The following is a 12,830-nucleotide window of genomic DNA, read 5'->3' on the forward strand; positions in this document are numbered from 1 at the left end:
GACTCGCCACACGGTGTGACGAAGCAGCGACCAGGAGGTCTGCGAGTCGTGACGACCGACGCAACGCCCGCGGCGCTGCCGCGTCACGTGCTCGACCGCGAAGACGTGCGCCGTGCCCTGCGTGATCACGACTTCGGCACGGTCTTTCGGTTGGCTCGCAAATACGGCGGCATCAGCTACCAGAAGATCGCCGACGCGTGCGATATCAAAGCCGAACGGGTCGGCACCCTCGCCTGGGGCGAGGGCCGCGTCACCACCGTCGAGAAGATGCGAAGCATCGCCGACGCCCTCCGAGTGCCCGGGGCCATGATCGGCATCGCGCCACGCGACTGGGAATCGGCCCCCGGGTCTGCGGCGGGCGCCCCGGAGATCTCGGTGACGGATGACGAACTCGACGCGGTGGAGTTGAGCCGCCGGGCCGCCGCGAGCGACGTGGGCGAGGAGACGCTCAACCGGCTGGAGAGCGCCTTCGACGAACTGGCAGTCGACTATGCGCGGCTGCCCCCGCGTGATCTCCTCGTGCGAACACGCCGGTATCTGTCCTATGCGTCGCACCTGTTCGACGCCCGCAAGACACTGGCCGAGCATCGTCGTCTGGTCACTGTCGCCGGCCGGTTGTCCCTCATCGGCGCGACGCTGCAGATCGACCTCGGTCGGCACGAGGCGGCCACGGCCGGTCTGGGAACGGCCGTGGACCTGGCCAGGCAGGCCGACCGGCCCGAACTCGAAGCGTGGTGCCATGAAACAGACGCCTGGAGGGCGCTCGTCCGAGGCGACCACCGGCGCTGCCTGGAGCTTTCCCAAGCCGCCAAGGCCCTGGCACCGAAGGGAAGTTCGGTGGCCATCCAGGCGACCGCCCAGGAAGGGCGCGCGCATGCCCGGCTGGGCCTGCCTCGGGAAACCTACGCCTCGATAGCGCGAGTCCACGCGTACGTGTCGCGACTGCCGCCGACGGACCGCCCGGAGCACCACTACCACTACGACCCCGATAAATCGACGTCCTACACCGCGACCACGCTCTCCTGGCTCGGCGACCCGGCCGCCGAGGACTACGCACGCGAGGTGATCGCCCGGCTCGCGCCGGCCCCGGACCGTGAAATGACCCGCCGAGCCGCCGTCGCCCACCTCGACCTGGCCCTGATCCTGCTCACCCACGACCGCCTCGACGAAGCCTGCGCCACCGCCCGCCGCGCGATCCGCTCCGGCCGAGTCGCCCCCTCCAGCCACTGGCGAGCCCTCGAAATCGTCAAGACCATCGAAGCCCGAGGACTCCCGGAAGCAGCCGAACTCCGGGCCGCATACGAAGAGCTGAAGCGACCCCGTACCGAGGCCACTTGAGATGTTCGGCAACGAGCGCAGGATTCTCGCCGCCGATCGCCTTGTTCCACGGGCGATGACTTCGATGATTCTGATGGTGCCTTGCGTGTTCGGGGCGCCCAAGCGGCAATCGACCGTGGGAGGACCACCCGCGTGCGGTGGAAGAGTTACGGACGCCGTCCTGTCTACCGAAGCGACTACGTCGACGTGTGGGTCGACGATGTCGAGATCCCCGGGGTGGGGAGGGTGGATCATCACGTGTTGACGATGCCTCGGGCGTCGAATACGGCCGTGGTGACCGACGGGGACGAGCGGATCCTGATGTTGTGGCGGCACCGATTCATCCCCGACGCCTGGGGATGGGAGGTGCCGGCCGGCTGGTCGGATCCCGGAGAGGATCCCGAGCAGGCCATTCGGCGGGAGATCGAGGAGGAGACCGGTTGGCGTCCCGGGCGGGTGGAGCGGATGACCGCCTACAACGCGCTCTCGGGCATCTCCACGATGCGCTTCACCGGTTTCCACGCCACGGACAGCCGCTACATCGGCCCGCCGACCGACCCGAGCGAGGCATCCCGGGTCGAATGGCTTCCGATCGGGAAGGTCGCCGAGTTGGCGGCGACCGGTGCGATCTCGGATGGGCCGTCCCTCACCGCGATCGCCTACTACCTCGGCATCCACCGGCCGAGGCACGGAGGCAACCAACGGGACTGACGTGCGGTCAGGACGGGCACGGACCGCTTCGGCCCGACGCACCCTGGCCGGCTCGCTCGTCGAGGGTGGCGACCGACCCCGCGCGGATGGTCGCCACCTCGGGGGTGTCGGCTAGACCAGATCGCCCGGGTCGGTGTTGGCGCCGCACAGTATGACGGCGACCTTTTCGCCCTCCGCCGGGGTGTACGCGCCCGTCGAGAGGGCGGCCAGGGCGGTGGCGGCGGCGTGTTCCACGACGATGCGGAAGTTGTCCCACAGGGCCTGGCGGGATTCGATGATGGCCTTGTCGGAGACCAGGACCGAGAAGGCGCCGGTGCGGCGGGCGGTGGCCAGGGCCGTGGTGGACACGCGGCGGGCGCCCAGGGAGTCGGCGGCCACCGAGTCGACCGGGACGTCGACCACCTCGCCCGCCTCCAGGGCCGCGTTCAGGGCGCGGCAGTTCTCCGGCTCTACCGCCACCGTGCGGATCCCGTGTTCCTCGGCGGCGGTGGCCACGCCCGCGAACAGGCCGCCGCCGCCCACGGCGACGATGATCGTGTCCAGCTTGCCCGGCACCCCCGCGACCAGCTCCGGGACCAGCGTGCCGGCGCCCGCCGCGATCAGCGGATTGTCGTACGCGTGCGACGACAGCGCGCCCGTCTCCTCGGCGAACCGCGCGGACGCCTCCAGCGCGTCCGCGTACTCCCGCCCCACGAGCAGCACGTCGGCCCCGTACGAGCGCAGCCGCTCCACCTTGATCCGCGGCGCCGTCTCCGGCAGGAACACCGTCGCGCGCACCCCCGCGCTCCGCGCCGCCCACGCGCAGGCCAGTCCCGCGTTGCCGCCGGAGGCGATCACCACGCCGGCCTCGGGCATGGTTCCCGCCTCGATGTGCGCGGTGGTGAAGTTCGCCGCGCCACGCGCCTTGAACGACCCGGTGTGCTGGATGTACTCCAGCGCGAGCCACACGTGCGGCGAGGGGTGGATGGGCATCAGGGTGACCGGCTGGGTCAGCCCCACGATGCGCTCGGCGGCGTTCCTGATGTCGCCATAGGTCAGTTCCGGCGTGGCGGTATCCATGACGACCGACCCTATGGCCTGCCGACCCGCCCGGCCCCGACACCGGGCGGGGTCGATCCGGTGGCAATGCGGGAAGGCTCCCGCACGGCGTGTCACGGTACCGACAGCGCAAGGGGCGAATCGGTCCGATCCCTGACAGGCTGTCAATTGTGACGGTGTGGCCCCGGGGTCGAAGCTGACTCGCCATCAGTTCTTTCCCACGCACGGTAGGGAGGTGGGATGTCCGGCCACTCCGACGCGGGACAAACCCCCGAGGTCGAATCCCCGGCACCACCGCAGGTCCAACGCCTGAAGGCGAATTCGGTCGGGCTCGTCGGTGTCGTGTTCATGGCGATCGCCACCGCCGCGCCGATCACCGCGATGACCGGAAACCTGCCGATCGCGGTCGGCTTCGGCAACGGCGTCGGCGCCCCCGCGGGCTACCTGTTCGCGACCCTGGTGCTCAGCGTGTTCTCCATCGGCTACGTCGCGATGGCCAAGCACATCACCTCGGCGGGCGCCTTCTACGGCTACATCTCACACGGCCTGGGCCGAGTCGTGGGCATGGCCTCCGGACTGCTCGCGGTGCTGGCGTACGTGGTTTTCGAGGCCTCCATCGTCGGCATCTTCGCCTACTTCGCGGACACCACCGTCAACGCCCAGTTGGGCGTCGACCTCAACTGGTCGATCTACGCCCTGGGCATGCTCGCGATCACCGCGCTGCTGTCCTGGTTCGACATCCACCTCACCTCGCGCCTGCTCGGCGTACTGCTGGTCGCCGAGGTCGCGGTGCTCGCCGCGATGGCGATCGCGGTGCTGGTCCAGGGCGGCGGCCCCGACGGGCTGTCCGCCGAGCCGATCAACCCGGCCAACGCGTTCAAGGGCGCGGCAGGGCTCGGTCTGTTCTTCGCGTTCTGGTCGTGGGTCGGCTTCGAGTCCACCGCGATGTACGGCGAGGAGTCGCGCAACCCGAAGAAGGTCATCCCGCGCGCCACGCTGATCTCGGTGATCGGCGTCGGCCTGTTCTACGTGTTCGTCTCCTGGATGGCGATCGACGGCAGCGGCCTGGAGAAGTCGAAGGAGATCGCGAGCGGATCAGCCCCGCTGGACGTCTTCTTCGGCCCGACCGGGGACTTCATCGGCGGCTGGGCGGTGGACTGGTTCCAGTGGCTGCTGATCACCGGCTCGTTCGCCTGCGGCATGGCCTTCCACCAGTGCGCGGCGCGCTACCTGTACGCGATCGGCCGTGAGGGCTTCATCTCCCGCAAACTCGGCAACACCCATCCGGTGCACGGCTCGCCGTACTTCGCCTCGTTCGTGCAGAGCATCATCGCCACCGGCATCGTGCTGCTGTTCCTGTTCACCGATCAGGACCCGTACATACACCTCTACACGCTGCTCGCGATCCTCGGCACGATGGCCATCCTGATCGTGCAGACGTTGTGCTCGTTCGCGGTGATCGGCTACTTCCACGTCGGAAAGAACCATCCCGAGACGGCGCACTGGTTCCGCACCTTCCTGGCCCCGCTGCTCGGCGGCGTCGCGATGATCGCGGTGGTGGTGCTGCTCCTGCAGAACATGGAGACCGCCGCCGGCGCCGCCTCCGACTCGCTGCTGTTCAAGCTCACCCCGTACATCGTCGGCGGCGTCTTCGTCGGCGGCATCGCGCTGGCGCTGTACATGCGGGCCCGGAGCCCGGAGCGCTACGAACTGATGGGCCGGATCATCCTGGAGGAGGCCGGCGAACGGGTCGACGACGAACCCGCCGACGCCCCCGTGTCGGTACGCTCCTGACCCCGCGCGCCGGGTCGTTCGCGGGGCGCGCGCGTGGATCGTGCGCCCCGCGAACGGCTCCGCCGGAAGGGTGGAGCCGGCTCCGAGGGGGCGATGTCGGGCCGACCCGTGTGGACACGAGGTTAGGCAAGGCTTACCTTCTGGTCATGACCGTGCTCGATCTTCATCAGCCCGCCCCGTGCCCCGCGTTCGCGGAGACCTTCCGCGCGCTCGGTGCCGCGTGCCCGCTGATCACGGTCGAGCCCGGACGCCCCGCCGTCGGCATGCTGCACGCCTCGCGGATGGCCGAGGACCCCGACGTGCTCGCCGAGATGCTGGCCGCCGAGCGCACCCGGATCGGCGCGACCCTGGCGGCCGAGCCGCGCGACGACGCGGTCGCGATGTGGGCGCTGCACGGCTACGCCTGGTACGCCTGCCTGATGCTGACCGGCCCGTGGTTCCTGCGCCGCCGGGTCCCGCTGGTGGCACTGGACGAGGTGTGGATCGCGCCCGGGTCCGAGCGGGTGGGCCGCTCCTTCACGGTCACCTCGAACACCTTCGCCTGCCTGCCCGACGACCCCGACGCGAACGCGCCCGGCGCGCGCGTGGTGGCCGACGAGGCGGCGCTGCGGGCGCTGCTCCTCGATCGGGTGGCCGAACACGTGGAGCCGCTGCTGGCGGCGTTTCGACCGCATCTGCGCCGGGGGGAGCGGGTGTTGTGGTCGATGGTGGCCGACGAGGTGGTGAGCGGCGTCTGGTATCTGGGCCGCACCCTCGGCGAGGGCGATCGCGCGGTGCGTGAACTGGGCGAGTTGCTTCCCGGTGATGTCGGTCGGTTCAAGCGCGAGGCGGGGTTTCGGGTGCTTGCGGGGACCGAGGGGCGCAGTCACTGCAATCGCACGCAGAGCGTGTGCTGTCTTTGGTACACGCTGGATCCGGCTGCGCTGTGCAGTACGTGTCCGCGGGCGTCGGATGCGCGGCAGGTGGCCATTCTCGAGGGCCGCGGCTGAATCCCGCTTCGCGGGGGGATTGTGCCCACCCGCCCACCCGTTGCGCTGTGGGCGGAGGCTGCGGATTTACGGCAGTGGGCGGGCCGATCGGGCCTCGCGGCCGAGGGTCGGCTTCGGGTTTCGGGTTCGGGTGTGGCGAAGCCCCGCTTCCTCGGGTGGAGCGGGGCTTCGTTCGGGGGTTCGGGGCGGCAGCGATCCGTGCTCGGTGATCGATGCCCGCCGATCAGTGCTTCAGGTTGCGGACCGTGTCGTCGTAGCCCGCGACCTCGGTGATCGGGCGGGTGCCCGGGCCGATGTAGCGGGCGGCCGGGCGGACCAGGCGCGAGGTGCGCTTGTGCTCCAGGATGTGCGCGCTCCACCCGGCGGTGCGGGCGCAGGTGAACATCGAGGTGAACATGTGTGCCGGCACCTCGGCGAAGTCCAGCATCACCGCGGCCCAGAACTCCACGTTGGTGGCCAGGATCCGGTCCGGACGGCGAGCCTGGAGCTCCTCCAGCGCCGCCTTCTCCAGCGCCGCGGCCACCTCGTAGCGAGGCGCCCCCAACTCCTTGGCCGTGCGCCGCAGCACACGCGCACGGGGGTCCTCGGCGCGATACACCCGGTGGCCGAAGCCCATCAGGCGCTCGCCCCGGTCCAGGACGCCCTTGACGTACGCCGTGGCGTCGCCGGTGCGCTCGATCTCCTCGATCATGTGCAGCACGCGCGAGGGCGCGCCGCCGTGCAGCGGACCGGACATCGCGCCGACCGCGCCGGACAGACACGCCGCGACGTCGGCACCGGTGCCGGCGATCACGCGCGCGGTGAACGTCGAGGCGTTCATGCCGTGCTCGGCCGCCGAGGTCCAGTAGGCGTCGACCGCCTTGACGTGCTGCGGGTCCGGCTCGCCACGCCAGCGGATCATGAAGCGCTCGACGATCGTCTGCGCCTTGTCGATCTCGCTCTGCGGCACCATCGGCTTCTCCAGGCCGCGGGCCGACTGGGCGACGTACGACAGCGCCATCACGGCGGCCCGGGCGAGGTCGTCCCGCGCCTGGGCGTCGTCGATGTCGTGCAGCGGTTTCAGACCCCACACCGGGGCGAGCATGGCCAGCGCGCTCTGCACGTCCACGCGGACATCGCCGGAATGGATGGGAATCGGAAACGGCTCGGCCGGCGGCAGGCCGGGGTTGAACGCCCCGTCCACCAGCAGGCCCCACACATTGCCGAACGAGACGTGGCCGACGAGGTCCTCGATGTCCACACCTCGGTACCGGAGCGCGCCACCCTCCTTGTCGGGTTCGGCGATCTCCGTCTCGAACGCTATGACTCCTTCGAGCCCGGGTACGAACTCGGACATCAGGCGGCTCCTCATGCGATCTCGACTGACTTGTGGCCGGGTCCTTCATACCCCGCCCCGCCACACCGTGTCTTCCCCCGAACGAGGCCGGGGAGCAGGGTGCCGATCAGGCTTCGCACCTGGGATCCACCGGTGATTCGGGGAGGTGTTCCGGTCGGTCCGGGCGAGGCCGGGATGGTGCCTCGCCTGAAGGTATGGGCCGATCGAAGTCCGTTGTTCAGGATATCTCTCGATATCGAGACGACCTACTTCGGAGCACGCCTGGACGAGTGAGGTGGGGCACAAACCCGCCCGGGACGGGATTGCCGGACGTCACCCGGTCGGGGGTGGTCGTGCCGCCGGTCGGCCCCGAGTGGTACTCGTTGTCCGTGGAGTTCACCGAGCTTGCCGCGATGCGCCGGCAGTACCGAGGCGAGGGCATCGACGTCGGCGCCCTGCCCGCGACCCCCTTCCCGCTGTTCACCACCTGGCTGACCGAGGTGGCCGGGGCCGAGCTGCCCGAGCCGAACGCGATGGTGGTGGCGACCGCGACGCCGGACGGGCGGCCGAGCACCCGCACGGTCCTGCTCAAGGAGTTCGACGAGCGGGGCTTCGTCTTCTATACGAACTACGGCTCGCGCAAGGGCGTCGAACTCGGCGCCAACCCGGCGGTGAGTCTGCTCTTCCCGTGGCACGCGCTGGCCCGTCAGGTGATCGTCACCGGCTCCGCCGAACGGGTGTCCCGGGAGGCGACCGCCGAGTACTTCCGCTCCCGACCGCGCGGTTCGCGGATCGGCGCCTGGGCGAGCGAGCAGTCGCGGCCGGTCGCCGGGCGCGAGCAGTTGGAGAAGCGGTACGCGGAGGCCGAGGCCGGGTTCGCCGACATCGAGGACATCCCGGTGCCGGAGTTCTGGGGCGGCTTTCGGGTGGTGCCCGAGACGGTGGAGTTCTGGCAGGGGCGGGAGAACCGGATGCACGACCGGCTGCGCTACTTCCGCGAGGGCGGCGACGGTGGCGGCGGCGCGTCGTGGCGGGTCGAGCGACTGAGCCCGTGAGGCGGGCTCGGTGGAACACAGGGCGCGGTGAGCAAGGTCCGCTCGGCAAGGCCCGGTAAGCGGGTCCCGTGAACGGGGCCGGAAACGACAGCGACCCGCAGGTCGCTTCTCCGTCCACCTCGGTGAGGTGGGTCGAAGGCCGGGGGACGATCCCGGCGACCTGCGGGTCGGGTGTCTGCCTGGTGTTGCCGGCCGCCTGCCTGCGTCCGTCGCGGTGCACTCACGACGGGGCCTGCCGAGCCGGTAAACCGGAGTGGCGGCTAGCGGGCAGCCACCTCACGCGTCCGAATGCTATGCAACTTCAGACCACCTCCTCTCCCGTGTGCCAGTGAGATTAGATCGGCGTCGGGGCGCGTGCAACGGATTTACGAGGTGCCGGATCCCACACCGGATCCAGGAATAGATGCAGGGCACACCGGACTTGGCTGTGGGGATGCCCTGTGCCCCGAACACGGTGAAGAAGCCCTCCGGGCGCATCGCCGGATCCGTGCTCGTGGACGTGGGTCCGCTGCGCGGGTTCCCCGATTTCCGCCGCCTGTGGTTCGGCCGGATTCGGCCTGCTCGGCGGGCGATCGCGGACAGCGACTTCCGATGCTGCGACGGGCGCGACCCGAAGCCGTAGCGTGCGGTGCGAACCGTCAGACGCGCGGCGCGATCCATACCTGTTCGGCGTGGGCGGCCGGGCGGCCCTCGGCGTCGTAGAGCGTGGTGGCGGTGTGGACCTTGCGCCCGTCCCGGCCCAGGAGCCGGCCGAGCACCACGCACGGCTCGTCCGGATAGGGCAGCGCGTACACGTGCGCGGTCATCCGGCCGAGCAGGAGCGCGGTGTCGCGGTCGATCCCGGTCCAGCCGCCGGGGCAGTCCAGCGCGGCCCACACGAACTCCGGCGCCACCTGGCCCGTGTCCGGCGCGACCAGCGAGGCGTGCGGGGTCCAGACGCACGCGTTGGTGTCCGGGCGGTCGGCGAGCATCCCGGGGAACAGCCGCAGACCGTCGCCCTCGGCCCGACCCGGGCCGCACACGAAGCAGTCGGTGTACGGGTTCCACGCCGCGAAGCCCGGGAAGGACCGGCTCGCCTCGGCCGCCTCGGCGGGGGTGACCGGGTCGATCGGGGCGGGCAGCGGCAGCGCGGGGTCGACCGGGATCGCCTCCGCGATCGCCCCCGCGTCCTCCGTCAGGGTCAGCGTCCCGCTCGCCGCGTCGTGCGCGAGGGCCAGCGCACGGTCCAGCGGCACCGCGCGGCGCAGCGTCACGGCCACCCCCGAGGCGAGGCCGCCGACCGCGCGTGCGGCCAGCAGACCGGCCAGGTAGCCGCCGTTGCCCATGCCCGGCGGCCCGTTGAAGCGGCCGGGGACGACCAGCGGGGCTGGGCGGGGGTCGGCCCCCTCGGGGGAGGGGGTCTGCTCGGGGGAGTGGGACCGTGCGTTGGGATGCACTGCCGGGTTCACCTCAGATAGAAGATCCGGTCCGCGTGTTCGGCCAGCAACCGCTCGTTCCACGCGTTGCCGCCGTCGATGTTCGCGGACATGAACACCGGGGGTTCGATCCCCCGGGAGACCAGGTGGCCGATCACGCCGACCATGAGTGTCTGCATCACCGCCGAGCACACCACACCCGAGGTCGGGCCGATCCGCTGGGGCACGCCCTCCACGTCGAGCGCGGCGTCGCCGACCGCGATGGCGGTGTCCAGGACGATGTCGCAGTTGTCCAGGACCCGGGTGCCCGACGGGTGCCGCGCCGGTTCGGCCTCGCTGGCCTCGACCGAGGTCAGGCCGATCACCAGCGCGCCGCGCTCGCGCGCTTGGCGGGCCAGCTCCACCGGCAGCCCGTTGCGTCCGGACAGCGAGATCACCACGAGCGCGTCGCCCTCGCGCACCCCCGCGCCGTCCAGCACGGGACCGGCCAGCTCGGCCAGCTTCTCCACCGCGCTGCTGACGGTGATCGGACGCACGGTCAGCTCGTTGCCGGGGGCGATCAGCGGGTTGGCCAGGATCAGGCCGCCCGCGCGGTAGACCACGTCCTGCGCGGCGAGCGCGGAGTGCCCGCCGCCGAACACGAACAGCCGGCCGCCCTCCGCGAGTGCGCCGGCTACCCGGTCGGCGGCCCGGTCGATCGTGGGCAGTTCGACGTCCCGCAGCCGTTCCAGCAGCCCGATCGCCGCGTCGAGGTAGCGTGCGCCCAGCTCGACCATCCCCGGTCCTCCCGTTCGTCAGGAACTTCGTCCTCGGAGCTTCGTATACGGATCCGCCGTACGAACGCGGATCCGGCACCCTACCGCCGGATCGCCTGGTAGCGGTCGAGAGCGACGCGCCTTTCCTCGGCGTGCTCGACGATCGGATCGGGATAGCCGTCGACGCCGATCCGCCACGGCTCGTGCACCGCGCGGCCCGCGATGTGCCGCAACTCGGGCACGTAGCGGCGCACGTAGTCGCCCTCGGGATCGAACCGGCGGCCCTGCTGGATCGGGTTGAAGACGCGAAACCACGGCGACGCGTCGGTGCCGCAGCCCGCGGTCCACTGCCAGCCGTGGCTGTTGGACGCCGGATCACCGTCGACCAGGTGCCGCATGAAGTGCGCCGCGCCGCGCGTCCACTCCTGGTGCAGGTCCTTGACCAGGAACGACGCCACGACCATGCGCACCCGGTTGTGCATCCAGCCCTCGGCGAGCAGTTGCCGCATGCCCGCGTCCACGAAGGGGAATCCGGTTTTGCCCGCGCGCCACGCGTCGAAGAGCGCGTCGGCGTCCGGGCCGGTGTCGTAGGCCATGCCGGCCATGTCCCGGTTCAGGTATTCGTGCACGGTCTCGGGGTGGTGCCAGAGCACGTCGCCGTAGAACTCGCGCCAGGCCAACTCGGACCGGAACGTGGTGTCGGGGCAGTCGGCGAGCAGCGTGCGCGGGTGGATCTCGCCGAACTTCAGGTGCACCGACAACCGCGAGGTGCCGGGCAGGTCGGGCCGGTCCCGCAGCTCCCGGTAGCGGTCCAGGCCGTGCGCGCGAAATCCCCGCCAGGCGGCCAGCGCCGCCCGCTCGCCCGCCTCGGGCAGGTCCACCCCGGCCGGTTCGGGGGCGGTCGGCGGGTCGTCCGATGCGGCGTGCGCCCAGGCGAGGTCGGTCGGTCGCGGCAGCGGCTCGCGCCATCCGTGCTCGGCCCACGCGCGCTGGAAGGGGGTGAACACCCGATACGGCGTCCCGTCGGCCTTGCGCACCCGGCCCGGGGCGACCGCGTACGGCGATCCGGTGGCGCGGAACGGCACGTCCAGGGCCTCGGCCACGGCCGCGTCCCGGATCCGGCCGTAGGGACCGAAGTCCGCCGTGACGTGCACCTCGGCGGCGCCGCTCTCGCGCACCAGCGCGGGCAGCACCCGGGTCGGCTCGCCCGCGCGCACCACCAGCCGCCCGCCCGCCTCGCGCAGATCGGCGTCGAGGGCGTGCAACGAGCGGGCCAGGTGCGCCCGGCGCGCCGGCCCCGCGGCGTCCCACACCGCCGGGTCGAGCACGAACAACGGCAACACGCGGGCGGGCGCCCCGTCCCCGGTACCGGGAAAGCCGGTGCCGGCGGCGGCGTGCAGCGCGGGATGATCGGACAGCCGCAGATCGCGACGCAACCAGAGAACATGGATGCGGCGAACTCGATCGGTGGATTCCGCGGGGCCCGAGGTCTTCCGGGATGGCAATGGCATATCGGAACGTTATGACCGTACGCACCCGACAACGTGTACCCACCGGGGCTGGGCACACGTACGGATGACGCGGCACAGCGCACGGGACGGCGTGCGCCGGGACAGGCCGCGGGGGACCCGATCGGCCGGACGTCCGCATCGGCGGTCCAGGTGCGTCAGAATTGCACGGCAGGACCACCAAGAACGGAGCCGCTGGTCGTGAGTGGACTCATCGACACCACGGAGATGTACCTCCGGACGATTTTCGAGCTGGAGGAGGAGGGTGTGGTCCCGCTGCGGGCGAGGATCGCGGAGCGGCTCGAGCAGAGCGGGCCGACCGTGAGCCAGACCGTGGCACGCATGGAGCGGGACGGGTTGTTGACGGTCGAGGGCGACCGTCATCTGGAACTGACGGCCGAGGGGCGGGGAATCGCGACGCGGGTCATGCGCAAGCACCGACTCGCCGAGTGCCTGCTCGTGGACGTCATCGGATTGCCCTGGGAACAGGTGCACGCCGAGGCGTGCCGTTGGGAGCACGTGATCAGCGAGCAGGTGGAGCGCCGCCTGCTCGAACTGCTGCGCTATCCGAAGGAATCGCCCTACGGCAATCCCATCCCGGGCCTGGAGGAACTGGACCGGGAACTGCACGCCGACTCCTTCAAGGAAGGCGGCCTCGTCACGCTCCTCGAGTCGGCGGGGCCGGAAGGCAAGAACGTCGTGGTGCGACGGCTCGGCGAGCCGCTGCAGACCGACGCGCAGTTGATGTACACGCTGCGCCGGGCCGGGATTCGTCCCGGTGCGGTGGTGAGCGTGCACGAGTCGGCGGGCGGCGTGATGGCGGGCAGCGGTGGCGAGGCCGCCGAGCTGCCCCCCGAGGTCGCCTCGCACGTGTTCGTGGCGGCGCGCTAGTCGCGGCTCGCCGGCCGCGGCGCGCGTCGCTCGCGGCCGGCC

The 12,830-nt window shown here is 71.1% G+C and carries 12 protein-coding genes; 7 read left to right on the forward strand and 5 right to left on the reverse strand.

The window, feature by feature from the left end; translation table 11 throughout:
* Positions 1-48 precede the first annotated feature (48 nt).
* Both B4N89_RS17385 and B4N89_RS17390 read left to right on the forward strand, forming a co-directional pair.
* The gene (locus tag B4N89_RS17385; RefSeq protein WP_235618663.1) at positions 49-1,338 is read left to right on the forward strand and encodes a transcriptional regulator; all 1,290 of its coding nucleotides are present in this window, start codon (positions 49-51) and stop codon (positions 1,336-1,338) included.
* 246 nt (positions 1,339-1,584) lie between these two features.
* Positions 1,585-2,028, forward strand: a complete 444-nt coding sequence (locus B4N89_RS17390) for an NUDIX hydrolase (protein ID WP_268812543.1) — start codon at positions 1,585-1,587, stop codon at positions 2,026-2,028.
* Between the two features lie 111 nt (positions 2,029-2,139).
* Here the strand turns inward: B4N89_RS17390 and B4N89_RS17395 are convergent, their stop codons facing one another.
* Positions 2,140-3,087 carry a threonine/serine dehydratase gene (locus tag B4N89_RS17395; RefSeq protein WP_078976738.1) on the reverse strand — a complete coding sequence of 316 codons (948 nt, stop codon included), beginning with the start codon at positions 3,085-3,087 and terminating at the stop codon, positions 2,140-2,142.
* Between the two features lie 219 nt (positions 3,088-3,306).
* Between B4N89_RS17395 and B4N89_RS17400 the strand changes: the two genes are divergently transcribed.
* Both B4N89_RS17400 and B4N89_RS17405 read left to right on the forward strand, forming a co-directional pair.
* On the forward strand, positions 3,307-4,860 hold the full coding sequence (locus B4N89_RS17400) for an APC family permease (protein WP_078976739.1): 1,554 nt from the start codon (positions 3,307-3,309) through the stop codon (positions 4,858-4,860).
* A gap of 146 nt (positions 4,861-5,006) precedes the next feature.
* A complete protein-coding gene (locus B4N89_RS17405; RefSeq protein WP_078976740.1) occupies positions 5,007-5,849 on the forward strand; it encodes a (2Fe-2S)-binding protein in 843 nt (280 codons plus the stop codon).
* Positions 5,850-6,072: 223 nt separating this feature from the next.
* Here the strand turns inward: B4N89_RS17405 and B4N89_RS17410 are convergent, their stop codons facing one another.
* Positions 6,073-7,185, reverse strand: coding sequence for a citrate synthase 2 (locus tag B4N89_RS17410; protein ID WP_078976741.1), 1,113 nt, complete (start codon positions 7,183-7,185; stop codon positions 6,073-6,075).
* 392 nt (positions 7,186-7,577) lie between these two features.
* On the opposite strand from B4N89_RS17410, the gene pdxH reads away from it, so the two are divergent.
* Entirely contained in the window at positions 7,578-8,219 is a 642-nt protein-coding gene (gene pdxH, locus B4N89_RS17415) for a pyridoxamine 5'-phosphate oxidase (protein WP_107504187.1), read from the forward strand.
* 433 nt (positions 8,220-8,652) lie between these two features.
* Positions 8,653-8,841: a hypothetical protein gene (locus B4N89_RS17420; protein ID WP_078976743.1), complete on the forward strand. Its 189-nt coding sequence runs from the start codon at positions 8,653-8,655 to the stop codon at positions 8,839-8,841.
* Positions 8,842-8,857: 16 nt separating this feature from the next.
* Here B4N89_RS17420 and B4N89_RS51465 read toward each other — a convergent pair whose 3' ends face one another.
* From B4N89_RS51465 to B4N89_RS17435, 3 genes are all read right to left on the reverse strand, one after another.
* A complete protein-coding gene (locus B4N89_RS51465; RefSeq protein WP_235618665.1) occupies positions 8,858-9,655 on the reverse strand; it encodes a hypothetical protein in 798 nt (265 codons plus the stop codon).
* Between the two features lie 8 nt (positions 9,656-9,663).
* Positions 9,664-10,410 (reverse strand): sugar isomerase domain-containing protein, encoded by a 747-nt coding sequence (locus tag B4N89_RS17430; RefSeq protein WP_078976744.1) that lies wholly within the window; start codon positions 10,408-10,410, stop codon positions 9,664-9,666.
* An 80-nt stretch (positions 10,411-10,490) separates the two neighbouring features.
* Positions 10,491-11,825: a cryptochrome/photolyase family protein gene (locus B4N89_RS17435; protein ID WP_235618666.1), complete on the reverse strand. Its 1,335-nt coding sequence runs from the start codon at positions 11,823-11,825 to the stop codon at positions 10,491-10,493.
* Positions 11,826-12,098: 273 nt separating this feature from the next.
* Here B4N89_RS17435 and B4N89_RS17440 point away from each other — a divergent pair, with 273 nt between their 5' ends.
* Positions 12,099-12,788, forward strand: coding sequence for a metal-dependent transcriptional regulator (locus tag B4N89_RS17440; protein WP_078976746.1), 690 nt, complete (start codon positions 12,099-12,101; stop codon positions 12,786-12,788).
* Positions 12,789-12,830: the final 42 nt, after the last annotated feature.

The sequence above is a fragment of the Embleya scabrispora genome, from assembly GCF_002024165.1.
GTDB lineage: Bacteria > Actinomycetota > Actinomycetes > Streptomycetales > Streptomycetaceae > Embleya > Embleya scabrispora_A.

Coding starts and splice junctions, on each gene's coding strand:
- B4N89_RS17390 (WP_268812543.1), top strand. CDS start 1,585: ATGCCTCGGGCGTCGAATACGGCCGTGGTGACCGACGGGGACGAGCGG.
- pdxH (WP_107504187.1), top strand. CDS start 7,578: ATGCGCCGGCAGTACCGAGGCGAGGGCATCGACGTCGGCGCCCTGCCC.
- B4N89_RS17420 (WP_078976743.1), top strand. CDS start 8,653: ATGCCCTGTGCCCCGAACACGGTGAAGAAGCCCTCCGGGCGCATCGCC.
- B4N89_RS17405 (WP_078976740.1), top strand. CDS start 5,007: ATGACCGTGCTCGATCTTCATCAGCCCGCCCCGTGCCCCGCGTTCGCG.
- B4N89_RS17400 (WP_078976739.1), top strand. CDS start 3,307: ATGTCCGGCCACTCCGACGCGGGACAAACCCCCGAGGTCGAATCCCCG.
- B4N89_RS17395 (WP_078976738.1), bottom strand. CDS start 3,087: ATGGATACCGCCACGCCGGAACTGACCTATGGCGACATCAGGAACGCC.
- B4N89_RS17430 (WP_078976744.1), bottom strand. CDS start 10,410: ATGGTCGAGCTGGGCGCACGCTACCTCGACGCGGCGATCGGGCTGCTG.
- B4N89_RS17410 (WP_078976741.1), bottom strand. CDS start 7,185: ATGTCCGAGTTCGTACCCGGGCTCGAAGGAGTCATAGCGTTCGAGACG.